Origin of the sequence: Rhodoferax potami (assembly GCF_032193805.1) — a bacterium.
In the GTDB taxonomy this organism is placed as follows: domain Bacteria; phylum Pseudomonadota; class Gammaproteobacteria; order Burkholderiales; family Burkholderiaceae_C; genus Allorhodoferax; species Allorhodoferax potami_A.
Genome location: NZ_JAVBIK010000001.1, coordinates 1,970,212 through 1,993,533, shown reverse-complemented (window position 1 = coordinate 1,993,533; position 23,322 = coordinate 1,970,212). Strand labels below are relative to the sequence as shown.

At 60.4% G+C, this 23,322-nt stretch carries 21 protein-coding genes; 8 read left to right on the top strand and 13 right to left on the bottom strand.

Going from position 1 to position 23,322, the window contains the following annotated elements; all coding sequences use genetic code 11:
• The first annotated feature begins 25 nt into the window (after positions 1-25).
• From RAE19_RS09550 to RAE19_RS09525, 6 genes are read left to right on the top strand one after another with little or no spacing between them, the layout of a single operon-like run.
• Complete coding sequence (locus RAE19_RS09550) at positions 26-922, top strand: carbohydrate ABC transporter permease (RefSeq protein WP_313874664.1); 897 nt, start codon at positions 26-28, stop codon at positions 920-922.
• Position 923: 1 nt separating this feature from the next.
• Positions 924-1,742 (top strand): carbohydrate ABC transporter permease, encoded by an 819-nt coding sequence (locus RAE19_RS09545; protein WP_313874663.1) that lies wholly within the window; start codon positions 924-926, stop codon positions 1,740-1,742.
• A 10-nt stretch (positions 1,743-1,752) separates the two neighbouring features.
• Positions 1,753-3,999, top strand: a complete 2,247-nt coding sequence (locus RAE19_RS09540; RefSeq protein ID WP_313874662.1) for a glycoside hydrolase family 2 protein — start codon at positions 1,753-1,755, stop codon at positions 3,997-3,999.
• A 26-nt stretch (positions 4,000-4,025) separates the two neighbouring features.
• Complete coding sequence (locus tag RAE19_RS09535; RefSeq protein WP_313874661.1) at positions 4,026-5,126, top strand: ABC transporter ATP-binding protein; 1,101 nt, start codon at positions 4,026-4,028, stop codon at positions 5,124-5,126.
• Complete coding sequence (locus tag RAE19_RS09530; RefSeq protein ID WP_313874660.1) at positions 5,123-7,297, top strand: alpha-galactosidase; 2,175 nt, start codon at positions 5,123-5,125, stop codon at positions 7,295-7,297. The genes RAE19_RS09535 and RAE19_RS09530 overlap by 4 nt, the downstream gene beginning before the upstream one ends.
• Before the next feature lie 60 nt (positions 7,298-7,357).
• Complete coding sequence (locus tag RAE19_RS09525; protein ID WP_313874659.1) at positions 7,358-7,684, top strand: rhodanese-like domain-containing protein; 327 nt, start codon at positions 7,358-7,360, stop codon at positions 7,682-7,684.
• A gap of 24 nt (positions 7,685-7,708) precedes the next feature.
• On the opposite strand, the gene RAE19_RS09520 is transcribed toward RAE19_RS09525, so the two are convergent.
• The gene (locus RAE19_RS09520; protein ID WP_313874658.1) at positions 7,709-8,713 is read right to left on the bottom strand and encodes a DUF1176 domain-containing protein; all 1,005 of its coding nucleotides are present in this window, start codon (positions 8,711-8,713) and stop codon (positions 7,709-7,711) included.
• A gap of 70 nt (positions 8,714-8,783) precedes the next feature.
• Between RAE19_RS09520 and RAE19_RS09515 the strand changes: the two genes are divergently transcribed.
• Positions 8,784-9,287 (top strand): DNA-deoxyinosine glycosylase, encoded by a 504-nt coding sequence (locus RAE19_RS09515; protein WP_313874657.1) that lies wholly within the window; start codon positions 8,784-8,786, stop codon positions 9,285-9,287.
• Between the two features lie 123 nt (positions 9,288-9,410).
• On the opposite strand, the gene RAE19_RS09510 is transcribed toward RAE19_RS09515, so the two are convergent.
• The 3 genes from RAE19_RS09510 to dcm all read right to left on the bottom strand — a co-directional run bounded on the left by RAE19_RS09510 (position 9,411) and on the right by dcm (position 12,281).
• A complete protein-coding gene (locus RAE19_RS09510; protein WP_313874656.1) occupies positions 9,411-10,610 on the bottom strand; it encodes a type II restriction endonuclease in 1,200 nt (399 codons plus the stop codon).
• Between the two features lie 114 nt (positions 10,611-10,724).
• Positions 10,725-11,000, bottom strand: coding sequence for a hypothetical protein (locus RAE19_RS09505; RefSeq protein WP_313874655.1), 276 nt, complete (start codon positions 10,998-11,000; stop codon positions 10,725-10,727).
• A gap of 24 nt (positions 11,001-11,024) precedes the next feature.
• Positions 11,025-12,281 (bottom strand): DNA (cytosine-5-)-methyltransferase, encoded by a 1,257-nt coding sequence (dcm, locus tag RAE19_RS09500; protein WP_313874654.1) that lies wholly within the window; start codon positions 12,279-12,281, stop codon positions 11,025-11,027.
• Positions 12,282-12,441: 160 nt separating this feature from the next.
• Here dcm and RAE19_RS09495 point away from each other — a divergent pair, with 160 nt between their 5' ends.
• On the top strand, positions 12,442-13,536 hold the full coding sequence (locus RAE19_RS09495) for a 3-deoxy-7-phosphoheptulonate synthase (RefSeq protein ID WP_313874653.1): 1,095 nt from the start codon (positions 12,442-12,444) through the stop codon (positions 13,534-13,536).
• 6 nt (positions 13,537-13,542) lie between these two features.
• On the opposite strand, the gene cynS is transcribed toward RAE19_RS09495, so the two are convergent.
• From cynS to mmsA, 9 genes are all read right to left on the bottom strand, one after another.
• On the bottom strand, positions 13,543-13,986 hold the full coding sequence (cynS, locus tag RAE19_RS09490) for a cyanase (protein ID WP_313874652.1): 444 nt from the start codon (positions 13,984-13,986) through the stop codon (positions 13,543-13,545).
• Positions 13,987-14,076: 90 nt separating this feature from the next.
• Positions 14,077-14,874 (bottom strand): FliA/WhiG family RNA polymerase sigma factor, encoded by a 798-nt coding sequence (locus RAE19_RS09485; protein WP_313874651.1) that lies wholly within the window; start codon positions 14,872-14,874, stop codon positions 14,077-14,079.
• 83 nt (positions 14,875-14,957) lie between these two features.
• A complete protein-coding gene (locus RAE19_RS09480; RefSeq protein ID WP_313874650.1) occupies positions 14,958-15,716 on the bottom strand; it encodes a TIGR00266 family protein in 759 nt (252 codons plus the stop codon).
• 126 nt (positions 15,717-15,842) lie between these two features.
• Positions 15,843-16,907 carry a multiple monosaccharide ABC transporter substrate-binding protein gene (chvE, locus tag RAE19_RS09475; protein ID WP_313874649.1) on the bottom strand — a complete coding sequence of 355 codons (1,065 nt, stop codon included), beginning with the start codon at positions 16,905-16,907 and terminating at the stop codon, positions 15,843-15,845.
• Between the two features lie 17 nt (positions 16,908-16,924).
• Positions 16,925-18,364 (bottom strand): aldehyde dehydrogenase family protein, encoded by a 1,440-nt coding sequence (locus RAE19_RS09470; protein ID WP_313874648.1) that lies wholly within the window; start codon positions 18,362-18,364, stop codon positions 16,925-16,927.
• A gap of 16 nt (positions 18,365-18,380) precedes the next feature.
• The gene (locus RAE19_RS09465) at positions 18,381-19,541 is read right to left on the bottom strand and encodes a Gfo/Idh/MocA family protein (RefSeq protein ID WP_313874647.1); all 1,161 of its coding nucleotides are present in this window, start codon (positions 19,539-19,541) and stop codon (positions 18,381-18,383) included.
• A 32-nt stretch (positions 19,542-19,573) separates the two neighbouring features.
• Complete coding sequence (locus RAE19_RS09460) at positions 19,574-20,503, bottom strand: dihydrodipicolinate synthase family protein (protein ID WP_313874646.1); 930 nt, start codon at positions 20,501-20,503, stop codon at positions 19,574-19,576.
• 9 nt (positions 20,504-20,512) lie between these two features.
• Positions 20,513-21,706: a multiple monosaccharide ABC transporter permease gene (mmsB, locus tag RAE19_RS09455; protein WP_313874645.1), complete on the bottom strand. Its 1,194-nt coding sequence runs from the start codon at positions 21,704-21,706 to the stop codon at positions 20,513-20,515.
• Between the two features lies 1 nt (position 21,707).
• Positions 21,708-23,240: a multiple monosaccharide ABC transporter ATP-binding protein gene (gene mmsA, locus RAE19_RS09450; protein ID WP_313874644.1), complete on the bottom strand. Its 1,533-nt coding sequence runs from the start codon at positions 23,238-23,240 to the stop codon at positions 21,708-21,710.
• Positions 23,241-23,322 lie beyond the last annotated feature (82 nt).

Genomic DNA, 23,322 nt, shown 5'->3' with positions numbered 1-23,322 from the left:
GGCAACACTGCACCCAAGGAGCACCATGGCGCCCAAGCCCACGACCAGCTACCGGCGTTTCTACGACGTCAACGGTTGGCTATTTGTTTCCGTCGCCCTCGGGCTGATCGGGGTCTTCATGGCCTACCCGATCGTGCGCTCGCTGTGGATGTCCCTGCACGCGGGGCAGGGGACGGTCGTCGAGTTCGTAGGCATGGGCAACGTGGTGCGCCTGGCCAGTGATCCGGTCTTTCTCAAGGCGCTGCAAAACACCTGCATCTTTCTGGTGATTCAGGTACCCATCATGCTGTTGCTGGCACTGGTCATGGCCAGTTGCCTCAACATGCCGAACCTGCGCTTTCGCGGGCTGTTGCGCACGGCAGTCTTTCTGCCCTGCGTAACCTCGCTGGTGGCGTACTCGGTGGTGTTCAAGAGCATGTTTTCGTATGACGGCCTGGTCAACCACGCGCTGGCGTGGCTGGGCCTCATCGGTGAGCCTATTCCCTGGCTCAACGACCCGTTCTGGTCCAAGGTGGTCATCATCATCGCCATCACTTGGCGCTGGACCGGCTACAACATGATCTTCTATCTCGCGGCCATGCAGAACATCGACAAGTCGATCTACGAGGCTGCCCGTATTGATGGCATCTCGGCCTACCGCCGGTTTGTGTCCATCACCATCCCCAATCTGAAGCCGGTGATTCTGTTCACCACGGTGACCTCCACCATCGGCACCCTGCAGTTGTTTGATGAACCCATGAACATCACCACCGTGGGCACCGTGTTCTCCGACAACACGCTCACGCTGTCCATGTACATCTACAACCTGTCGTTCAAGTTTGTGCCCAACTTCGGCTATGCCGCCACGGTGTCTTACGTCATCGTGTTGCTGGTTGCCGCACTGGCCGCCATCCAGTTTTATGCCGCCCGGGAGCGCAACTGACATGACCAACTGGGCTGAAAAATTCCGCATGGCCGGCGTCTACCTCTTTCTGGGGGTCATGGCCTTTGTCTCCTTGTTCCCCTTTGCCTGGATGGTCATCAGCTCCACCAACGCGTCGGTGGATGTCACCAAGGGCAAGTTCACTTTCGGCAGCGCGCTGCTGGAGAACTTCGAAAAACTCAACAAGAGTTTTGACGTGGCCCAGGTCTTCTGGAACTCCGGAAAGATCGCCATCATCGGCGGCTTCTTCACGCTGCTCATTTCGTCCCTGGCGGGCTACGGCTTTGAAGTGTTCAGCTCCAAGGCCCGCGAACGCCTGTACAACGGCATGCTGCTCACGCTGATGGTGCCGTTCGCCGCGCTGATGATTCCGCTGTTCATCCTGATGGCGCAGTTTGACTTGCTGGACACGCACCTCGCCGTCATCCTGCCGGCGCTGGCCTCGGCTTACATCATCTTTTACTTCCGCCAAAGCACCAAAGCCTTCCCGCCCGAACTACGCGAAGCCGCGCGTCTGGACGGCCTCAAAGAGTGGCAAATCTTCCTGTTTGTGTATGTGCCGGTGATGCGCTCTACCTACGCGGCGGCCTTCATCATCGTGTTCATGGCGGCGTGGAACAACTTCCTCTGGCCACTCATCGTGCTGCAGTCCCCCGAGCTCAAAACCATTACTTTGGTGTTGTCCTCGCTGGGCTCGGCCTACTTTCCTGACTTCGGCGTGATCATGCTGGCGGCCATGCTGGCCACCTTGCCCACCCTGGTCGTCTTCTTCGCAATGCAACGGCAGTTCGTACAGGGCATGCTGGGCTCCGTCAAATAAGGTTTTTCACATGCGTACCGTTACCAAGCTCGTCTCGGGCTGGACCTTTCACACCTCTTTTTCGTCTGAACTGATCGCTGGAACTGCTGCCGGCGAGGCTGTGCGCCTGCCGCACAACGCCGTCGACATGGACATGACCTACTTCGACGAACGCTGCTTTCAAAAGGAATTTGCCTACCAGTACACCCTGGCTTGGCAACCTGCATTCGCCGGCCGCGAAGTGGCCCTGCGCTTTGACGGAGCCATGGCCAACAGCGTGGTTTGGGTCAACGGCCAGCAAGTGGCTGCGCACAAAGATGGCTACACACCTTTCAGCGCCCGCCTGACTGGCTTGCTGAAAGAGGGCGACAACCTCATCACCGTGAAGGTGGACGGCAGCGAAAACCCCGAGATTCCCCCCTTCGGCGGCCAGATCGACTACCTGACCTACGCCGGCATTTACCGCGATGTGTGGCTGCAAGTGACCGACGCAGTGTCGATTGCGAACATTAAGGTCGAAACCGCCAACGAACTGAGCGACGCCAAGGGCGTCACCGTTAAAGGCTTTCTGGCCAACCCCACGCAAGCGGCCTTCACCGGCACCGCACTGGTGGAGCTGTGCAGTGTGGATGGCGCCGTGCTGCACCAGCAAACCGTGGACGTGGCGGGCGCGGAGTTCAGCGCTTCGTTTGAATCACTGGCCGGCCTCGCACTGTGGGAGCTGGACAGCCCTGTGTTGTACATGGCCCGCGTCACGCTGAGCACCAGCGCCGGCAGCGACCAGCACAGCACCCGCTTTGGCTTCCGCACCGCGCGCTTCACCACCGAGGGCTTTTTCCTCAACGGCAAGCCGATCAAAATCCGTGGCCTCAACCGCCACCAGAGCTACCCCTACGTGGGCTACGCCATGGGCCAGCGCGCCCAGGCCAAAGACGCCGACGTCATGAAAGACGTGCTCAAGTGCAACCTGGTGCGCACCTCGCACTACCCGCAGTCCACCTACTTTCTGGACCGCTGCGACGAAATCGGCCTGCTGGTGTTTGAAGAAATCCCGGGCTGGCAGCACATCGGCGGCCAGGCCTGGCAGGACGAGTCGGTGGAGAACGTGCGCCGCATGGTCGAGCGCGACTGGAACCACCCCTCCATCATCATCTGGGGCGTGCGCATCAACGAGTCGCAGGACAACCACGACTTCTACACCCGCACCAACGCGATGGCCCGCAGCCTGGACACCACCCGCCAGACCGGTGGCGTGCGCTACATCGAAAACAGCGAGCTGCTGGAAGACGTGTACACCGTGAACGACTTCTGCCACGTGGCCCCCCCAGAGTGGATGAAGGGCATTGCCCCCACGCCGCTGCGCCAGCCCCGCCAGGTGACCGGCCTGGCCCACGAGGTGCCCTACCTGGTGACCGAGTTCAACGGCCACATGTACCCTACCAAGCGCATCGACCCCGAAGACCGCCAGGCCGAGCATGTGCGCCGGCATCTGGATGTGCTGAACAAGGCGTATGAAAACCCGGTCATCAGCGGCGCCATCGGCTGGTGCATGTTTGACTACAACACCCACAAAGACTTCGGCGCGGGCGACCGCATCTGCCACCACGGCGTGATGGACATCTTCCGCGAACCCAAGTTCGCCGCCTGGGGCTACACCAGCCAATGCAGCCCTGCCGAGCAAGTGGTGCTGCAACCCGTGACCTATTGGGCCCGTGGCGAGAAAGACCGCTGCGAAGTACTGCCCCTGATCGTGCTGACCAACTGCGACTACGTGGAACTGCAAGTGGGCGACTTTGCACCCAAACGCGCCGAGCCTGACCGCGCGCTGTACCCGTACCTGCCGCACGCGCCGGTCATCTTTGACAGCCGCCACGTCAACATGAACGACCTGGGCGCCTGGGGCATGCTGTGGCGCGATGCCACCGTCACCGGCTATATCAACGGCAAAGCCGTGTCTACCGTCAAGCTCTCGGGCAACCCGGTGCCCACCACCCTGCAAGTGGAAGTGGACGACACGCAATTGCACGCCCATGAGAAAGACGCCACCCGCGTCATCGTGCGCGCGCTGGACCAGGCAGGCCGCCTGCTGCCGTTTATGGACGACGTGGTGCATGTCGAAGTAAGCGGTGCTGCCAAGCTGCTGGGCCCCGACTTGCTCACACTCAAAGGCGGCACCACCGGCTTCTGGCTGGAAACCACTGGCGCGGTGAGCGACATCACCCTGCGCGTGTCTACCCGCCGCATGGGCGAGCAGCGCGTGACGCTGCACGCCGCGTAAATTACTGAGTCGACGAGGAATAGAACATGGCAGACGTCAAACTCACCCAGGTCCGCAAATCATTCGGCGAGATCGACATCATCCGGGGCGTGGACCTCGACATCAAACACGGCGAATTCGTGGTGTTCGTGGGCCCCTCGGGCTGCGGCAAGTCCACGCTGTTGCGCGCCATCTCGGGCCTGGAAGACATCACCAGCGGCGAGCTGCGCATCGGCGACCAGGTGATGAACCATGTGGACCCGTCCAAGCGCGGCATTGCCATGGTGTTCCAGAGCTACGCGCTCTACCCGCACATGACAGTGCGCGAAAACATGGGCTTTGCCCTCAAGCATGCTGGTGTGGCCAAAGACGTGGTCAAGAGCAAGGTGGACGCCGCCGCCAAGATTCTGGGCCTGGAGCCGCTGATGGACCGCAAGCCCAAGGCCCTGTCGGGCGGGCAGCGCCAGCGCGTGGCCATCGGCCGCGCCATCGTGCGCGACCCGCAAGTGTTCTTGTTTGATGAGCCTCTTTCCAACCTCGACGCCGAGCTGCGCGTACACATGCGCATAGAGATTGCGCGCCTGCACCGCGAGCTCGGCAGCACCATCATCTACGTGACGCACGATCAGGTAGAGGCCATGACCCTGGCCGACAAAATCGTGGTGTTGCGCGCCGGTGTGGTCGAGCAAGTGGGCGCGCCGCTGGAGCTGTATGACAACCCGGCCAACACCTTTGTGGCCGGCTTCATCGGCTCGCCGCGCATGAACTTCTTTGAAGGCAAGGTCACCGGCCACGCCTCCGTGAACGGCGGCAATGGCTGCCAGATCAGCCTCAACGGTTTTGACAACACCACCATCCAGCTGCCCCTGGGCGGCTCCTTGCCGGCCGTAGGCAGCGAGGTGTCGGTAGGTGTGCGGCCCGAGCACTTCCAGGAGCAGGGCGATACCGTCCTGCCCGTCACCATCGACATGCTGGAACACCTGGGCGGCGAGACCTTTACCTACGCCCGCTCCAGCGGCGGCGTGATGGTGGTTATCGAGAGCAAAAACGGCCGCGAACTGCGCTCCGGCCAGGCCATGGAAGCCCGCTTTGATGCTACAAAGGCCTTGTTGTTCGACAAGAGCGGCGCCCGCATTTACGGCTCATGAGCACCCACGCACCCGAGGCTTCTGCCAACTTCACCACCCTGCATGGCACCCACACCAGCGTGGTGCTGGAGGTGCGCCCGGGTGAGGCGCCGCTGTGGCGCTACTGGGGCCCACGCCTGCCGGACAACTGTGTGCCCCTGGCTCCGCTGCGCGATGGCAGGGCCATCCCGCCCAGCAGCATGGAGTTCGACCAGCCGCTGACCGTGGCCCCCACTTTCGGCGTGGGCTGGTACATGCAAAGCGCCTTGCTGGCCCACCGTAGCGGCCAGCAGTTTGCGCAACAGTTCACCCATTGCGAGGTGGAGACCCTGCTCACCGGCAAGCGCATTGCCATCCACCTCACTGATAGCGTGGCGCAACTGCGCCTCACGCTGCACATGGCGCTGGACGCGCACGATGTGCTGCAGCTCAGCAGCACCCTGGCGAACGACGGGCCCGATGTACTGGACGTGCACTGGCTGACCGCAGGCACCGTGCCGCTGCCCGGCAACGCCCAGGCAGTGCGCTCTTACACCGGCCAATGGGCCAACGAATTTCAGTTGCAGGTGGATTCCCTCTCGCGCAGCACCTGGCAGCGCGAGAACCGGCGCGGCCGCACCTCGCACGACAGCTTTCCCGGTGCCGTAGTCACCACGCCCGGCAGCACCGAACACGTGGGTACGGTGTATGGCGCGCACCTGGCGTGGTCAGGCAACCACCGCCAGGCCATCGAATGGCTGCACGACGGGCAATACCAATGGCAAATGGGCGAGTGGCTGGCCCCCGGCGAAGTGCGCTTGGGCGCAGGCGAGCGCCTGCAAACGCCCACCCTGTTTGCCAGCTGCTCGGTGCAGGGCCTGAACGGCCTGGCCGCCAACTTTCACGCCAGCGTGCGCAGCCGCCTGCCTTGGCCCGGTGGCCGCATGCGCCCGCGCCCGGTGCACCTCAACACCTGGGAAGCGGTGTACTTTGACCACCGCACCGACGACATCCGCGCACTGGCCGAAGCCGCCGCCAGCGTGGGCGTGGAGCGCTTTGTACTGGACGACGGCTGGTTTCAGGGCCGCCACAGCGACCGCGCCGCCCTGGGCGACTGGTGGCCCGACCCCGCCAAATACCCCGACGGCCTGCAACCCCTGGCCCGCCATGTGAACCAGCTGGGCATGGAGTTCGGCCTGTGGGTCGAGCCGGAAATGGTCAACCCCGACAGCCAGCTCTTCCTCACCCACCCTGACTGGGCGCTGCAGCTGGAAAGCCGCCCTCTGCTCACCATGCGCAACCAGCTGGTGCTGGACGTAGCCCGCCCCGAGGTGGCCGACTACCTGTTTGCCAAACTGCACGCGCTCTTGAGCAACGTGCCGATTGCCTACCTCAAGTGGGACATGAACCGCGACCTCACCACCGCTGGCGACGCGCTGGGCCGCCCCGCCTACCGCCGGTTTGTGCACGCGCTGTATGCGCTAGTGGACCGGGTGCGCGCCGCCCACCCGCAGCTGGAGATTGAAAGCTGCGCCTCTGGCGGCGCCCGGCTGGACATGGGCGTGCTCGCCCACACCCACCGCGTCTGGACCAGCGACTGCAACGACGCACTCTCGCGCGTGGCCATCCAGCGTGGCGCGCTGCAGTTTTTGCCGCCCGAGATTCTGGGCGCCCACATCGGCCCCGCGCCCGCACACACCACCGGCCGCAGCCAGAGCCTGAACTTCCGTGCCGGTGTGGCGTTGAGCGGGCACCTTGGCATAGAGGCCGACGTGCGCCACATGAGCGATGAGGACCGCATGGCCCTGGGCCGCTGGGTGGGCATGTACAAGCAGCTGCGCAACCGCCTGCACACCGGCCAGGTGTGGCTGGGCGAGGTGGGCGACGGCGTGGTCTGGCAAGCGCATGGCGATGCCGGTGCCAGCGAAATTCTGCTGCTGGTGTACCGCACCACGCCCACCACCCACCGCAACACGCCGCCCTTGCGCCTGCCCATGCTGCGCCCGGCGGCGCACTACACCATCGAGCGGCTGGACCCCACCCCGCCCGAGTGGACCAGCAGCCCGCTCAACGATGCCGCGCTGGCCGCCGGTGCCCAAGCCGCCCTTCCGCCCACCGCCCACGGCGCGTGGCTGGCCGCAGTGGGCTTGCCGCTGCCACGGATGTACGCGGAGAGCGCGCTGATCTACCGGTTGCGGTTCATCCCGCAATAGACCGGCTTGGCGCGAGGCAGCGACAATCCGCAGGAACCCACCACCTCCTGAGGCCCCCGTATGAAAACACTCGTCGCCAACATCACACTCGCCCTCACCATGTCCTTGGGGGCCCTCTCGGCCCAGGCCAAAGACGTCATCATCGATGTGCGCAGCCCGCAAGAGTTTGCCGCCGGGCATGTGGAAGGCGCTATCAACATCGAACACGGCAACATCGCCCAAGAGATTGCCAAAGCCGGTGTGGGCAAAGACGACACCGTGCTGCTGTACTGCCAGAGTGGCCGGCGCAGCAGCATCGCGCTGGACACGCTCAAGGGCCTGGGCTTTAGCAAGGCCGAGAACGTGGGCGGCATCGAGCAGGCCCGCAAAACCCTGGCCAAAAAGTAAGGCTGCGCTTCGTCTAAGCCCTGCTCAGGGCGCGATGTCTGCGGTGAAGGTTCGCAAGCTGTAGCCGCCGCCCGGCATTCCCCGGCACAGCGGCGCGCTCCAGGCGCCGGTGAGCGCGAAACCCTTGGCAGTCCAAGCCCAGTCGTAACCGGCACCGCAGTCATTCACACCACGGCCTTTTTCATACGAGGCAAAGCGGCCATCGGTAACGCTGAGGTTCATCACATAGTCGCTGGTCTTGCCCTGTGGCAAAGGCAACTCCAAGCGCTTGGCCGCATAGGGCGGCTTACTGTTGGCCAGCCAAACGCCGCTCCCGCCTTGGTACGCCCCCCGCCCGCATTCGCGCATCACCAGCACCTGCGTGCTCGAGACACGCACGAGCGAGGTGTCAGGGCCACTGTCGTCGGGCAAGTCGTCCCAACAGTCCCGCGGCGTGATGGATTTCAGAATGGGCTGCAACAGCGCTTCGTCTGCCTTGCTGGTTTTGGGCAAAGTGGCGGCCTGCACCTTTGGCGCGGATACTGCGGGCAACACGGTGGCCTCAGGCTTCTTGCCTTTGCGAACCAGCGCACCCGGTGTGCCCACACGGCCCTGCACATCGTCCATCTTGAGCAGTGCCGCATGGCTGCCCGCCAAGGACAACTCCCACCGTTTGGCGCCATCTGCAAGCGTGAGTGTTTGCCCGGCCAGCACATGCGCCAGCAACTGCCGGGTCTGGGCCGGGCTCAAGTCTTGCCCGCGGGAGATGCCCTTCAAGGTGGTCGTGCCGAGGCGTAGGGTCAGCTGCTTGGGGTCTTCGCTCTCATCCATGTCCACCTGCACGCGCACTGGCGTATCCGGGCCCGCGTCGCGCGACAACCAAAGCACCACAGGCGCGGAGTCCGATTCCTCGCTTTGGTAAGCGACGGCTTCACAGTGGCGCGTGTTGTCGCAGGCCACTGCCCAGTCTTTGAAGGCAAAGACTTGGGCGTGCGCCACGCCAGAGAGAGCGAGTGCAGACCATGCAGCCCATGTTTTCAAGACAGGCATGGTGAGATGAGGAGGAAGCCGGACCATAGATTGACGAGAATACTGCAGCAATGCCCTTGAGGATCTCCCCATGACGACCACCATGCTCACCGGCCTGCCGCCGCTGGTGTCACCCGCCACCAAGGTGCTGATACTGGGCAGCTTTCCCGGTGTGCGCTCGCTGCAAGCGCAAGAGTATTACGGCCACCCGCAAAACCAGTTCTGGAAGATATTGCAAGCCATTTGGCCCTCTAGCGCTCATGGAATTTGCGCGAATAGCTATGAAATTCGTAGCAACTGGCTGTTGAAGCGCGGCCTGGGCGTGTGGGATGTGTACGCCAGCTGCGAGCGCGAAGGCAGCCTGGACAGTGCCATCCGCAACGCGGTGCCCAACGACATCGCCGCACTGCACCTGCCGCAGCTACAGGCTATCGCCCACAACGGTGGCGAAAGCTTCAAACACGCCCGCCACACCCGCACCCTGGGAGTGCCCGTCTACCAGCTCCCCAGCACCAGCCCCGCCAACGCCAGCTGGAGCTTTGAGCGCAAGCTGGCGGCTTGGCGGGAGGTGATGGAGCGGCATGGGTTGGTTTGAGAGCCGAATAGGGCTCTAGCGCTTGTAAATATTGCGCGAGTAGCTATCAAAAGTAGAGCACTAGCAGCCTAGGAAAAACTGTCGATCTCGCGCTTTCCTCGGGTCTTCTCGCAACGTATTGATCTATTTACTTTTGCCTGGATTCGCAACTACTAAAAACTGCCGCAAATTCATCAATGTGGCCTGCTGATTCGATGTGTATGTCCTCGCCACAGACGGAGGAACAACTAGTTGAATCGAATGTGCATTCATTTCGTCTGTCTGATTCTCAGAAATCGCTGTCTCAAGGGTAAACAAGTGTTTGCGCGGGATTTTTGCGGCTTCTGCAAGCACTTGCCTCCAACGATCTTTACAAGTGGACTTTGCTGCCAACATCTGCAAGGGCGGGGATACGCTTGCAGGATCACGATAAGCTGCTGAGCTCGGGAAAAGAAAGTCAGGCTTCGAGTTTCCTTCTGTCTTGGCACCCCTCTCGTATGGCACGAGATGCGCCTTGAAAACTGCTTCCAAGTGATTTTCCAATGCGTGACCAACACGTGACTTTCGTCTGTTTTGGACCGACAAAGAAAAGCTCACAAACTCATCAACCTCAGTGAAGCCCTTTTCAAGTCGCACCTCCACAATCGCCTTCTCTAACGAGCGAAAGAGTCGCTCCTCTTGTTTCATCCACTCTTCGAGGGCTAGGTCTGGGTCTACGTCTGCTGAAACATTGACACCCAATGATTTCCGGGCAAAAGCAGAGAACTCTTTTGTTGGAGGGAAGGACATGCCAAACGCTGCGATGAGGCGGTCTAGCAACTCATCTGCTGTATCTTCAATTTCGATACCAAGGGCTTCCAAGATACCCCGTGAGGCAAGGTCCAGTTCCGCTGTGCTCACTTCATCGCCTACTGCCCAGAGCCCTTTTGCATCTTTGACATCAAAAAGGTAACGCAATCTGCGCTCGTGTTCACTGCCGGGTGGAGCTACAGCAATCAACAAGTCACCAGTGGTCCTAGCGCCTACGAGGCAAAAATCACCCTCTTGCATTTGCTCAGTAACTGCGTTGTCTCGATAGTAAAGGCGATATTCCGCAGCTCTGTGTGGTTGGTTCAGTCGAGTGTCGTAGTAAGTAACTTCGCCAGTGCACACATCCAGCTGTTCTGTCGACGGATTGAAGTACAAAAAAGTTGCGTTGAATCTGCGCTTCTCGCTTCCGGGGTCTCCCAGAATAGCGGTGAATTTGTTAGAGCCAATCTCATGCTGGTTTGACTTTGCTGTTGCATCCACCTTGCTTAGATATTTGCTGGCAGTTCCCGTGAAGTACTTGCTGAGTGAGGTCATTCGTTGACTAATTCAGATGAATGAGTAGCTGTTACGCCGCCCGGTTTTACCGCGTTGTTGGCTGGAGACTACCCACCATCATCCGACTGCGGGTAGCTGACACGACAAAATCGATCACTCCGGCTTAATGCCCATGGCCTTGTGAACGTGCTTTATGCAAACGTCGTAAACCTTATCTCCATGGACCTCAAACATTTGGTCGATCATGGCATCAAGCAGCTCGCATTCAACTGGGTCAAATGTTGGTGCACCAGTTTCTATGTCAACAATGTCTTCGGCGCGTTCGTCAGGGTGATATAGCAATCCTGCTTGCTGCATTTTGTAGAACCAGCGATTCATCGCAAAGAAAGACTTGTTTGGCAATGACGGAATGCGTGATGTTGTTTGCATTTTTGGCTCCTAAAAAAGTTGCTGCTATTTCTTTGGCTTAGTTTCTAAGGTTGCGCTGCAAATGTGTGGTCGCATGGCTTTAGCAACAGCTTCCATGACAGGGACAACCACGGAATTTCCGAATTGCTTGTAGGCGCGGGTATCTGACACGGGAATCTTGAAAGTGTCCGGAAATCCCATCAATCGGGCGCACTCTCTTGGTGTCAAGCGACGCGGGTTTTTGTCATCACCCTGATCTACAAGAATCTCTGAGCCATCCTTGTAATAGCGTGCCGACAGTGTGCGAGTGACGCTTCCTTCGTTGACCATCCCAAAGCCAAATCCATTGCCAGCGGCTTGGTGTTTCTTCTTGTAGTTCTGCAGGTACGTCCACAAGTTGTCTGTCAGCGTGTACTTGCTCAGCAGCTTCTTGTTCTCATAGTCAAAGTAATTGCTGCCATCGACTTTCGCCGCTGCTTCGAGCTTGGGTTTGTGAAGAATCTCGCCAAGAGTGACGTTACCTTTTCCGGGCAATTTCACTTTGTCCCAATCAAAGTCCACCTCGTCCCTGAACCCGACAATGATGATCCGCTCGCGATGCTGTGGCACAAAGTGGGCGCCATCGATAACCTTGAAGAAAACGTTGTAACCAAGGTCATCACGAAGCGTCCGGTGAATCACGTCAAAGGTACGGCCTTTGTCATGCGATTGCAGGTTCTTGACGTTCTCGAGCATGAACGCCTTGGGCCGCTTCTTCGCAATGATGCGTGCCACATCAAAGAAAAGTGTTCCTTGGGTTTCATCAGCGAAGCCGTGAGCGCGGCCAAGCGCATTCTTCTTCGACACACCCGCGATGGAAAAAGGCTGGCAGGGGAAGCCGCCCAGCAGCACGTCATGGTCAGGAATGTCCTCTGCATCAATTTGGGTGATGTCGCCGTTGATCGCATGCGAACTGGGGAAGTTGGTGGCGTAAGTCTTCTGCGCATAGCTGTCCCACTCGCTGGTGAAGACGCATTCGCCACCAATCGCTTCAAAGGCCAGCCTGATTCCGCCGATACCGGCAAAGAGATCGATAAAGGTGAAGTCGCTGGTTGGCTTGGAGTCAATCCCAAAGTCGAGAAGACGCTGAAGCTCTTCGACTACATGGGCTGGTATTGGTTGTTCACCCTTTTCCCAGCGCCGTACCTGCCGTTCACCAAATTTCAGGTGCTTGGCGAGGTCGGCTTGTGAGTGGGATTTGCGCGCCGCCTGCAAGTATTGGAGGGCGGCGGAGTTGTCTTCGGTGGTGATTGGGCTTGTCATACGGCGGGAATACTACCGGACATTTGTCCGGTTTTTGTCCCTTTGTGGATTTATACAGTAATTTATTTCATACGCCCCTTACTAGGCACCGTCTAAAATACAAGCCAAATCACCCTCTAGCGCTCGTATTACCTGCGCGAGCAGCTATCAATTTCATAGTATGACCACCTCCACCATCGCCGCCCTGACTACCCACGACACCACCCGTATTGACGATGTGCGCATCGGTGCGGTGCGCCCGCTCATCACCCCCGCGCTGCTGGAAGAAAAGCTGCCGGTGCCGGCCGCTGCCGAGGCGCTGGTGGAGAGCAGCCGCGCGGCCATCTCGCGCATCTTGCAAGGGCAGGACGACCGACTGGTGGTGGTGGTGGGGCCCTGCTCCATCCACGACCACAGCCAGGCCATGGAATACGCCCGCCTGCTCAAGGCGCAGGCCGATGCGCTGAGTGCCGACCTGCTGGTGGTAATGCGCGTGTACTTTGAAAAGCCGCGCACCACCGTGGGCTGGAAGGGCTATATCAACGACCCGCACCTGGACGGCAGCTTTGCCATCAACCAAGGGCTGGAGATGGCGCGCCGCTTGTTGCTGGATGTGCTGGACACCGGCTTGCCTGCGGCCACCGAGTTTTTGGATTTGCTCTCGCCGCAGTTCATCAGCGAGTTGGTGAGCTGGGGCGCCATTGGCGCGCGCACCACCGAGAGCCAGAGCCACCGCCAGCTGGCCAGCGGCCTGAGCTGCCCCGTGGGCTTCAAAAACGGCACCGATGGCGGCATCAAGGTAGCGACCGACGCGATTCAGGCCGCCCAAGGCGCGCACGCTTTCATGGGCATGACCAAGATGGGCCAGGCCGCCATCTTCGAGACACGCGGCAACAACGATTGCCACGTGATCTTGCGCGGCGGCAAGGCGCCTAACTACTCCGCCGCCGATGTAGACGCGGCTTGCGCGCTGCTCAAAGCCGCCGGCTTGCGCGAGCAGGTGATGATTGACGTGAGCCACGCCAACAGCAGCAAGCAGCACGCCCGCCAGATCGTGGTGGCCCAGGACGTGGCGGCGCAAATAGCAGCAGGCGATGCGCGCATTACCGGCCTGATGATCGAGAGCCACCTCAACGAGGGCCGCCAGGACATCGTGGACGGCAAGCCACTGCAGCACGGCGTGAGCGTGACAGACGCTTGCATCAGCTGGGCGCAAACCGTGCCGGTGCTCGAAACATTGGCGGCCGCTGTGCGCGAGCGCCGCCAGAAGGCCTGAGCCCGATCAGTAAGTCTTGTAGGGCAGGAACTTGCCCGACAGCACCACATTCACGCGGTCGCCCTTGGGGTCGGGCTGGCGCACGATGTCCATGGAGAAGTCGATAGCGCTCATGATGCCGTCGCCGAACTCTTCGTGGATGAGTTCTTTGATGGTGGTACCGTACACGCTGACGATTTCATACCAGCGGTAGATCAGCGGGTCGGTAGGCACGGGGGTGGGCAGCGAGCCTTTGTAGGGCACCACTTGCAGCCACTTTTGCTCTTCTACCGTCAGGCCGAAGATTTTGCCCACGATTTTGGCTTGCTTGTCGTCTAACGTCATTTGGCCCAGGCAGGCGGCGGTTGTCCACTCTTTGCTCAAGCCCACTTTCTTGGCCACCGATTCCCAGGTGATGCCTTTGCTGACTTTGACGGTGATGATTTTTTCAGTGATGTCGTTGCGGTTCATGGGGTGCTCCTGCGGGTGTTGAATGGCAGGAGCAACCGAGCAAGCATCATGCCTGCGCAGGCTATGCGGGCCGGCAGCAGGGCAGCAGCGTTAAACGCTCTGAAACACGGTATCCGGCTGGTTGCGCGGCCGCTTGCGGGGCGTCAGCAGGCTCTGGACGTCTCGCATGGCCAGCGAGGCCCGCAGCTGGGCAATGGACTGGGTGTGCATTTGCGAGATGCGCGCCTCTGACAGGCCCAAGTGCCGGGCGATCTCGTGCATGCGCATCTCGTGCTCGTAGTACAGGGTCAGCAGTATCTGGCTCTTGCGGGGCAGCAACTCAATCGACTCGGCCAGCGCTTTGCGCAAGCTGGCGCGCTCCAGCACTGCGAAGGGGTCTTCGTGCTCGTCCATGCAGCGCTGCAGGTAGTGGTCGACGTTGTCGCCACTCAGGTCTTGCAAAGAGAGCAGCACATAGCCCTGTGCGTCTTGCAAAAGGCGTTGGTAGTCGGCCAGCGGCATTTCCAGGTGCTCGGCCAGCTCGCCCTCAGTGGGCGCACGCCCGAGCTGGTGGCTGAGTAGCTGGAGGGACTTTTCGACCTTGCGCATCTGCTCGCGCAGGCTACGGCTCATCGGGTCAGCGGCGCGCAGGCCGTCGATCATGGCGCCCTGGGCCCGCAGGGCAATGTAGTTCTCAAAGTGCGAGCCCGAGGACTCTTTGGTCCAGCGCAGCAGCGCCTCCATCAGGCCGAGCATGCCATCTTGCACCAGGTCCGCCCGGTCTACATTGGGGGGCAGGCGTTTGGCTACGTGGCGCGCCACCGAGTGCACCACAGGCTGGTGGGTTTCCACCAGTTTGCGGATCTCATCGCTGAGTTGCGGGCGTTTGGATCGGGGGGTTGTGGCCATAAGGCGCGGTAGGTAGTGCATAACATTGTGCGCCAATGGCCTGATGCGCTGATGACAGGCCGCTTGGCACCACTGCGCGGGGCTTAGTCGTCGTTACCGCCACCCCCGACCAGGCTGTGGGTTGCAGGGGCCGACAGCATGATGCGGTTGGCCAGGCGTGAGAGCGGCAGGCTTTGCAGCCACACCTTGCCCGGACCCTGCAAGGTCGCGAAAAACAAGCCTTCACCGCCGAAGATGGCGGACTTCACTTTCCCGACAAACTGGATATCAAAGTCCACCGAGGGCTGGAAGGCCACCACGCAGCCGGTGTCGACCCGCAAGGTCTCGCCCGGGGCCAAGGTGCGCTCCATCAAGGTGCCGCCGGCGTGGACAAACGCCATGCCGTCGCCCTCGAGCTTTTGCATGATGAAGCCCTCTCCGCCAAACAAGCCTGCGCCCAGCCTTCTCTGCAAGGCAATGCCCAACGCCACACCCTTGGCAGCGCACAAAAAAGAATCTTTCTGGCAGATCAGGGTGCCGCCCAGTTGGCGCAGGTCGATAGGCACAATTTTGCCGGGGTAGGGCGCGGCAAACGCCACGCGTTGTTTGGCATTGCCGTCGTTTTGAAACACGGTGGTGAACAAACCTTCACCGGTGAGCAGGCGTTTGCCCACGCCCATGAGCTTGCCGAAAAAGCCGCCTTGCTGTGAGCCATCGCCGAAGATGGTGTCCATGGTAATGCCGTTTTCCATGTACATCATCACGCCGGCTTCGCCGATGGCGGCCTCGCCGGGGTCGAGCTCGATCTCGACGTATTGCATTTCAGCGCCGAAGATTTGGTAATCAATCACGTCCATGGTCATGTGGGTTCCCCTGTATGCGCGGCCCGCGACCGGGGCCTGATGCCGAACCTTAGCAGCACCGCGTGGCACGCGCGTAAAAAAGCCCCCTGCACGAGGGGGCTATGCGGGGGCCGGCAAGGAGCGGGCTTAGCGGAACTGGTCGGGCTTGTAGTAGCCCGAGTTCACCAGCGTGGCGCGCCAGTTGTTGACATCGACCACCGCAGGCTTGAGCAGAAACGCGGGCACGATTTTTTGGCCGTTGTTGTAGGTTTTTTCGTCGTTGATCGTGGGTTTTTTGCCCGAAAAAATAGCGTCCACCATGGTGGTGACGACCTGGGCCAATTCGCGGTTGTCTTTGAACACCGTAGACGTTTGCTCGCCCCGGATGATGGAACGCACCGAGGGCATCTCGGCGTCCTGCCCGGTGACTACCGGCAGGGGCTGACCGGCTTGGCCGTAGTTGGCTTTTTTCATGGCGGTGATCAGCTCCATGCTGATGCCGTCGTAGGGCGAGAGCAGCGCGTCCAGGCGCTGCTTGGTGTAGTGCTTGTCCAGGATCTGCACCAGGCGGGCACGGGCTACCGAGCCGCTCCAGCGCTGGGTGGCCACCTTCTCCATGCCCATTTGGCCGGAGCCCACCACCAGGCGACCTTTGTCGATATACGGTTTGAGCACCGACATGGCGCCGTCATAAAAAAAGAAGGCGTTGTTGTCGTCGGACGAACCACCAAACAGTTCGATGGTGAACGGGCCTTTGCCTTTGTCGACGCCAAGGTGCTCAATGATGTAACTCCCCTGCAACACGCCCACCTGAAAGTTGTCAAAGGTGGCGTAGTAGTCCACATAGGGGGTGTCGCGGATCAGGCGGTCATACGCAATGACCTTGATTTGCCGGTCAGCCGCTTTCTTCAACACGGGGGCGAGCTTGCTGCCGTCGATGGCGCCGATGACCAGCACCTTCATGTCGGAGCTTTTAAGCATCTCCTCGGTTTGGGCGATCTGGGTGGCGACATCGTCGTTGGCGTATTTGAGGTCAGGGCGGTAGCCCAACTTGTCCATGGCACGCACCATGGCCAGGCCGTCTACCACCCAGCGCTGGGAGGTGACGGTGGGCATCAGGATGCCCACACCGCCCTTGCTGTTCTGCGCCTGGGCCCACGGCATGGACACCAACAACAAACTGCTCAAAAAGATCCGTCGAAGGGTGCGCATGCGGGGGGCCTTGCTGCTTATGCCAGTGTGTAAGCCGTCTTCACCGTGGTGAAGAATTCGGCCGCGTATTTGCCCTGCTCGCGCGAGCCGTAGCTGCTGCCTTTGCGCCCGCCAAAGGGCACGTGGTAGTCCACACCCGCAGTGGGCAGGTTGACCATCACCATGCCCGCCTGGCTGTGGCGTTTGAAGTGGGTGGCGTATTTGAGGCTGGTGGTGGCAATGCCGGCAGACAGGCCGAAAGGCGTGTCGTTGGCTACGGCCAAGGCCTCTTCGTAGTCTTTGACGCGGATCACGCTAGCCACCGGGCCGAAGATTTCTTCGCGGTTGATGCGCATGGACGGGGTACTGTCCACCAGCAGGGCCGGGGCCATGTAGAAGCCCTCGGTCTCGCGCGTGAGGCGTTCTCCACCCGCGAGCAGCGTAGCTCCTTCGGCTTTGCCGATTTCCACATACGACAAATCTTGTTCCAACTGGGCTTGGGACACCACGGGGCCAATGTCGGTGCCCGCAGCAAGCGCGTCGCCCACTTTGATGGCGGCCATGCGTTTTTGCATGGCTGCGATGAAAGCGGGGTAAATTTTGTCGGTCACGATCAGGCGGCTGGACGCGGTGCAGCGCTGGCCGGTGGAGTAGAAGGCGCTTTGCACACTGAGCTCGACCGCCACGTTGAGGTCGGCATCGTCCAGCACCACTTGCGGGTTTTTTCCACCCATTTCCAACTGCACTTTTTTCATGTGACCGGCACAGGCGGCGGCAATGCGCTGGCCCACGCCTACCGAGCCAGTGAAGCTCACCGCAGTGATGCCGGGGTGGTTGACCAAGGCATCACCAATCACGCGGCCCGAGCCCATGACGAGGTTGAACACACCGGCGGGGATGCCGCTGCGATAGATGATGTCGGCCAGCGCCCAGGCACAGCCGGGCACCAGGTCTGCAGGCTTCAAGACTACGCAGTTGCCATAGGCCAATGCAGGTGCAATCTTCCAAGCGGGAATAGCAATGGGAAAGTTCCAGGGAGTGATCAGGCCGATCACGCCCAAGGGCTCGCGGGTGACTTCCACGCCGATACCGGGGCGCACCGAGGGCAATGTTTCACCGGCCAGGCGCAGGCACTCACCGGCAAAGAACTTGAAGATGTTGCCGGCACGGGCCGCTTCGCCAATGCCTTCAGCGCGGGTCTTGCCCTCTTCGCGGGAGAGCAGGGTGCCCAGCTCTTCTTTGCGGGCGAGGATTTCGGTCCCAATTTTGTCCAGCGCGTCAGCGCGGGCCTGAATACCACCGGTAGACCAGGCGGGGAAAGCCTTTTGGGCGGCGGCCACCGCGGCGTTGAGTTGGGCCACGTCGGCTTGGGCGTACTCACCCACCACATCAGCGAGGTTGGAGGGATTGATGTTGGCCGAGTAGCCAGTGCCGGCGAGCCATTCGCCATTGATCAGGTTGTTGTGTTGGGTGGTCATGGTGTGATGAGGTTAGTTAAACGGTGGTCCAGGCGCCGTTGTGGCGGCTGGACTCGATGGCGGCGGCCACAAAGCGGATGCCTTGCAAGCCGTCGGTCGCATTCGGGAAAAACAGGTTTAGCGGGTCTGGCGTGTTGCCACTGCGCTGCGCGGCAATGGTGTCTGCCGCATTGGTGTATAGGTTGGCAAACGCTTCGTGAAAGCCTTCTGGGTGACCCGCCACGATGCGCGAGGCGCGGGCCGCCAGGGGCAAAGTGCCGGGGCCGTTGGGCGTGCGCACTTGGGCGGGTGCATCCAGCGGTTTGAATTGCAGCACCTGCGGGTGCTCCTGGTGCCACTCCACACTGCCGAGCGAGCCGCTCACGCGGATGCGCAAGCCGTTTTCCACACCGGCTGCAGCCTGTGTGACCCAGAAGCTGCCGCGCGCACCATTGCTCATACGCAGCATGGCGCCGGCGTAGTCGTGGGTGATGCGGTCGGGCACGATGGTGCCTACATCGGCAGCCACCTCGGCGACTTCGAGCCCGGTGATAAAGCGCAGCAGGTTGTGCGCGTGGGTGCCGATATCGCCCATGACGAGCGAGGGGCCGCCACGGGCCGGGTCTTCTTTCCAGGCCTTGCGGCCAGGGCCGCCTTTGGCCCGACCACCCTGCACGTATTCCACTTGCACCAGGCGGATATCGCCCAGTAAGCCGTCCATCACCATGGCCTTGGCTTGGCGCACCATGGGGTAGCCGGTGTAGTTGTGGGTCAGGCAAAACACGCGTCCGCTGCTCTGCACTTTGGCGTGGAGCGCCTCGGCTTCTTGCAGGGTGTTAGTCATGGGCTTGTCGCAAATGACATCCATGCCGTGTTCCAGCGCGAGCATAGAAAAGCGGAAATGGCTGTCATTGGGCGTCATGATGGCCACGACCTCGGCACCATCGGCGCGACGAGCTTCGGCCTCGATCAAAGCGGTGCCATCGGCGTAACAGCGGTCTGCTGGAACACCGATGCTTTGGCCGCCGGCTTTGGATCGCTCGGGGTCTGATGACAGCGCTGCGGCCACCAGCTCATACCGGTCATCCAGCCGCGCGGCTTGGCGGTGCATGGCGCCTATGAAGGAACCGGGGCCCCCACCGATCACGGCCAGCCGCAAGCGGCGACCCAGGAGTTGGAAGACGGTGTTTTCTGACATGGGGCGGGGTCCTTGCATGGTAGTAAGCGGGTTTACCGGCCCCAGCGCAACACCATGGGGTCCAGACGCTTGGCCGTATCCATCAGACCGGCACGGGTGTCGGGGTGCATGGCGGGAAAAGGATGGCGGCCGGCTTCGCTAGAGATCACACCACCTTCTTTCATCAGGGCCTTGGCAGTGAGTATGCCGCCCTGGCGGTTTTCAAAATTGATGAGTGGCAGCCACTGCTGGTAGTGGGCGGCGGCCTCGTCACGACGGCCGGCGGCATAGGCGTCCACAATCTTGCGGATGCCGTCGGGGTAGGCACCGCCGGTCATGGCGCCGGTGGCACCGGCGTCCAGATCGGGCATGAGGGTGATGGCCTCTTCACCATCCCACGGGCCTTCAATGGCCGCACCGCCCACGCGGATGAGCTCGCGCAGCTTGGAGGCAGCACCTGCAGTTTCAATCTTGAAATACGACACCTGCTTGATCTCTTGCGCCATGCGGGCCAGGAAAGGCACCGACAGGGGCGTGCCGCTTACCGGTGCGTCCTGGATCATGATGGGAATATCAATCGCATCCGACAGGCGGGCGAAGTATTCGTAAATCTGGCCTTCGGGTACACGAATAGTGGCACCGTGGTACGGTGGCATGACCATGACCATGGAGGCTCCCAGCTGCTGGGCCTGCACACTGCGCGCAATGGTGACCTGGGTGCTGAAATGGGTGGTGGTTACGATGACGGGCACCCGGCCGTTCACATGCGCGAGGATGGTTTTGGTGAGCACTTCGCGCTCGGCATCGGCCAGCACAAACTGCTCGGAGAAGTTGGCCAGGATGCACAGGCCGGTGGAGCCGGCCTCGATCATGAAGTCAACGCAACGTTTCTGGCTTTCAAGGTCCAGCTCGCCGGCGTCATTGAAGGTCGTAGGAACGACAGGGAACACACCCTTGTAGCGGGCGTTTGAAGCGGAATACATAGTGAGTCCTTATTTGTTTTTGTTGTAGACGTCGAAGCAGACGGCTGCCAACAAGACCAGGCCTTTGATGACCTGTTGCCAATCAATGCCGATGCCCATGATGGACATGCCGTTGTTCATGACGCCCATGATGAAAGCGCCGATCACTGCGCCCAACACTTTGCCCACGCCGCCGGAGGCGGAGGCGCCACCGATAAAGCAGGCGGCAATCACGTCGAGCTCAAAGCCCAGACCCGCTTTGGGCGTAGCGGTATTCAAACGGGCTGCAAAGATGAGTCCGGCAAGAGCGGCCAAGACGCCCATATTGATGAAGGTGTAGAACGTGAGGCGCTCTGTACGGATACCTGACAATTTGGCGGCTTTTTCGTTACCGCCCAGTGCGTAAATGCGGCGACCGATGGTGGTGCGGGACGCCACAAAGTCATACACCAGCATCAACAGCAGCATGACGACCAGCACGTTGGGCAGACCTTTGTAAGACGCCAGCTGGTAGCTGAAGGCCACGATCATGCCGATGAAGATCAGGTTGGTGATTCCGAACAACAGAACGGGTTCGTTTTCCATGCCATGCGCTGCACGATTTGCACGACCACGCACTTTGCTCACCAGCATCATCAAGGCGATCACTAGGCCGACTACCAGTGTGGCAACGCGCAAGGTCTCGCCCGCAAATGGATCCGGAATGAAGCCCGTGCTGAGCAATTGGAACTCCGGTGGGAAGGGGCCCACTGACGCGCCCTCCAGCACTGCGAGGGCCAGTCCCTTGAAAACCAACATGCCGGCCAGAGTGACAATGAAAGAAGGGATTTTGTAAAACGCGACCCAATAGCCTTGAGCGGCCCCAATCAATCCACCCAAAATCAGGCAGACGATGGTGGCAGGCACATAGTGCCAGTTGTAGTTCACCATCAGCACCGCCGCCACTGCTCCAACGAAGCCGCACACTGAGCCCACCGACAGATCAATGTGACCGGCCACGATGACCAGCAGCATGCCCAGCGCCATCACAATGATGTAGCTGTTTTGCAGGATCAGGTTGGTCAGATTCAGGGGCTGAAACAAGGTGCCATCGGTCTGCACCTGGAAGAACACCATGATGATGACCAGAGAAATCAGCAGGCCGTATTCACGCAGATTGCTTTTCAGGAAAGCCATGCCGCCGCCGGTAGCGGGGGCGTTTGTTTCCGGGGTTGTGCTTGTCATTTCAGTTCACTCCTGACGTCACGATGGAACGCATAATTTTTTCTTGTGTTGCCTCTGCAGCCGGGAATTCCGCTACAAAGGCGCCTTCATTCAATACACAGATCCGGTCGCACATGCCCAGCAACTCGGGCATCTCGCTGGAGATCATCAGCACGCATTTCCCCTCGGCGGCGAGCTGCGCGATGATGGTGTAGATCTCATACTTGGCACCCACGTCGATGCCGCGGGTTGGCTCATCGAGGATGAGCACTTCGGGCTCCGAAAACAGCCACTTGCTCAGCACCACTTTTTGCTGATTGCCACCCGACAAGTTAACCGTGCGGGCAAATACATTGGGGCTGCGGATGTTGAGCTTTTTGCGGAAGTCCTGGGCCACGTTGAACTCGCGACCTTCGTCGACCACCGTCCTCTTTGCCACGGCGGGCAGGTTGGCGAGCGTGGTGTTCCAGGCAATGGTTTCGTCCAGCACCAGTCCGTAGCCCTTGCGGTCTTCGGTGACATAGGCGATGCCGTGGTCAATCGCTTTTTGCACCGTGCTGGTGTCGACTTCTTTGCCATTGAGCAGCACTTTGCCGCTGATGTTCTGGCCATAGGTACGGCCGAAAATACTCATGGCCAGTTCGGTACGGCCTGCGCCCATGAGACCGGCAATACCGACAATTTCGCCGCGTTTCACGTGCAGGTTCACGCCCTTGATGACTTTGCGCTCGGGGTGAATCGCGTGGTGCACCACCCAGTCGCGCACTTCAAACACCGTGTCACCCACATGGGGTGTGCGCTTGGGGTAGCGATCTGCCATTTCACGCCCGACCATGTGGCGGATGATGAGGTCTTCACTGACGGGTTCCGCGCGGCAATCCAGTGAAGCCACGGTTGCACCGTCTCGTAGCACCGTAATGGCGTCTGCGACCTTGGAGATCTCGTTGAGCTTGTGCGAAATCAAGATGCAGGAAATGCCCTGGCGCTTGAGCTCGAGCAGCAGCTCCAGCAGCGCATCGCTGTCGGTCTCATTCAGACTGGCGGTAGGCTCATCGAGGATCAGAAGTTTGACCTCTTTGGACAGCGCTTTGGCAATCTCGATGAGCTGCTGTTTACCTACACCCAAATTAGTAATCAGGGTGTCGGGGGACTCTTTCAAGCCGACTTTTTTCAGCAAAGCCTGGGTTTTGACGTAAGACGCGTTCCAGTCAATCACGCCACCTTTGGCCTGTTCATTGCCGAGGAAGATGTTTTCCGTAATCGACAGCAGGGGCACCAGGGCCAGCTCCTGGTGAATGATGATGATGCCTTTTTCTTCACTGTCGTGTATGCCGCGGAAGCGGCATTCTTCGCCCTGGTAGCGGATGGTGCCTTCGTAGTCGCCGTGGGGGTAGACACCGCTCAACACTTTCATCAGGGTGGATTTGCCGGCGCCGTTTTCGCCGACGACGGCGTGGATCTGGCCTTCTTGCACTGTGAGGTTCACATTGCTTAGGGCGGTCACGCCGTGGAATGTCTTGCGCATTCCACGCATTTCTAAAATGGGTTCAGCCATGGTGCCTCAACGATCGTTCTCTTGAACCAGAAGAATGTAAAAAGCCCTGTGCTGTGGGGCACAGGGCCTCTTTACCGCCGCT

Bases quoted from the DNA above. Each gene is read 5' to 3' on its own strand.
- mmsB (WP_313874645.1), bottom strand. From the start codon at position 21,706: ATGACAAGCACAACCCCGGAAACAAACGCCCCCGCTACCGGCGGCGGC.
- mmsA (WP_313874644.1), bottom strand. From the start codon at position 23,240: ATGGCTGAACCCATTTTAGAAATGCGTGGAATGCGCAAGACATTCCAC.
- RAE19_RS09510 (WP_313874656.1), bottom strand. From the start codon at position 10,610: ATGACCTCACTCAGCAAGTACTTCACGGGAACTGCCAGCAAATATCTA.
- RAE19_RS09505 (WP_313874655.1), bottom strand. From the start codon at position 11,000: ATGCAAACAACATCACGCATTCCGTCATTGCCAAACAAGTCTTTCTTT.
- RAE19_RS09520 (WP_313874658.1), bottom strand. From the start codon at position 8,713: ATGCCTGTCTTGAAAACATGGGCTGCATGGTCTGCACTCGCTCTCTCT.
- chvE (WP_313874649.1), bottom strand. From the start codon at position 16,907: ATGCGCACCCTTCGACGGATCTTTTTGAGCAGTTTGTTGTTGGTGTCC.
- RAE19_RS09540 (WP_313874662.1), top strand. From the start codon at position 1,753: ATGCGTACCGTTACCAAGCTCGTCTCGGGCTGGACCTTTCACACCTCT.
- RAE19_RS09480 (WP_313874650.1), bottom strand. From the start codon at position 15,716: ATGACCATGGACGTGATTGATTACCAAATCTTCGGCGCTGAAATGCAA.
- RAE19_RS09495 (WP_313874653.1), top strand. From the start codon at position 12,442: ATGACCACCTCCACCATCGCCGCCCTGACTACCCACGACACCACCCGT.
- RAE19_RS09515 (WP_313874657.1), top strand. From the start codon at position 8,784: ATGACGACCACCATGCTCACCGGCCTGCCGCCGCTGGTGTCACCCGCC.
- RAE19_RS09485 (WP_313874651.1), bottom strand. From the start codon at position 14,874: ATGGCCACAACCCCCCGATCCAAACGCCCGCAACTCAGCGATGAGATC.
- RAE19_RS09525 (WP_313874659.1), top strand. From the start codon at position 7,358: ATGAAAACACTCGTCGCCAACATCACACTCGCCCTCACCATGTCCTTG.
- RAE19_RS09530 (WP_313874660.1), top strand. From the start codon at position 5,123: ATGAGCACCCACGCACCCGAGGCTTCTGCCAACTTCACCACCCTGCAT.
- RAE19_RS09465 (WP_313874647.1), bottom strand. From the start codon at position 19,541: ATGTCAGAAAACACCGTCTTCCAACTCCTGGGTCGCCGCTTGCGGCTG.
- RAE19_RS09535 (WP_313874661.1), top strand. From the start codon at position 4,026: ATGGCAGACGTCAAACTCACCCAGGTCCGCAAATCATTCGGCGAGATC.
- RAE19_RS09470 (WP_313874648.1), bottom strand. From the start codon at position 18,364: ATGACCACCCAACACAACAACCTGATCAATGGCGAATGGCTCGCCGGC.
- dcm (WP_313874654.1), bottom strand. From the start codon at position 12,281: ATGACAAGCCCAATCACCACCGAAGACAACTCCGCCGCCCTCCAATAC.
- RAE19_RS09550 (WP_313874664.1), top strand. From the start codon at position 26: ATGGCGCCCAAGCCCACGACCAGCTACCGGCGTTTCTACGACGTCAAC.
- RAE19_RS09460 (WP_313874646.1), bottom strand. From the start codon at position 20,503: ATGTATTCCGCTTCAAACGCCCGCTACAAGGGTGTGTTCCCTGTCGTT.
- cynS (WP_313874652.1), bottom strand. From the start codon at position 13,986: ATGAACCGCAACGACATCACTGAAAAAATCATCACCGTCAAAGTCAGC.
- RAE19_RS09545 (WP_313874663.1), top strand. From the start codon at position 924: ATGACCAACTGGGCTGAAAAATTCCGCATGGCCGGCGTCTACCTCTTT.